The organism is Bradyrhizobium sp. BRP19 (genome assembly GCF_020194195.1).
Taxonomy (GTDB): domain Bacteria; phylum Pseudomonadota; class Alphaproteobacteria; order Rhizobiales; family Xanthobacteraceae; genus Bradyrhizobium; species Bradyrhizobium yuanmingense.
Genome location: NZ_JADYVZ010000143.1, coordinates 1 through 434, shown reverse-complemented (window position 1 = coordinate 434; position 434 = coordinate 1). Strand labels below are relative to the sequence as shown.

1 protein-coding gene is annotated in these 434 nt (G+C 63.4%); it reads left to right on the top strand.

The window, feature by feature from the left end; all coding sequences use genetic code 11:
- The coding region (locus I6F36_RS38900) for an FAD-binding protein (protein WP_225173287.1) at positions 1–434 on the top strand (434 nt) is incomplete at both ends.

The following is a 434-nucleotide window of genomic DNA, read 5'->3' as shown; positions in this document are numbered from 1 at the left end:
GTCCGGAGGCGATTGACTTCTTCACGACCAGGACCGCACTGCGGTTCGATATGCCGCTGGTGTTTCCGGACTACCATGCCGAGGCGCCCGGCGGCGCGCAAGGCGGCCGCTCGATGGTGACGCGGCCGTTCGACGGACGCGAGCTCGGCGACCACATCAAGACGCTCGGCATGCCCCTGCCCGAGCTTACTGTGTTCGGCATGATGCTAGGCTCCGGCAAGGAGATCATCCATTTCATGCGTGCGACGAAATCGCTGACATCAGCGATCTATGTCGCAAAGCGCCTGTCGCGTCATCTCATGGACGTGCTGCGCTACGGCCGCGGCATGACGCTGACCAACGGCAATGCGCTCGCAGGAAGGCTGAGGAAATCCGCCCTCGACCTCAACATCCCGATGTGGCTGTCCTCGCCGGTTCGCGAGCTGACCATCGAC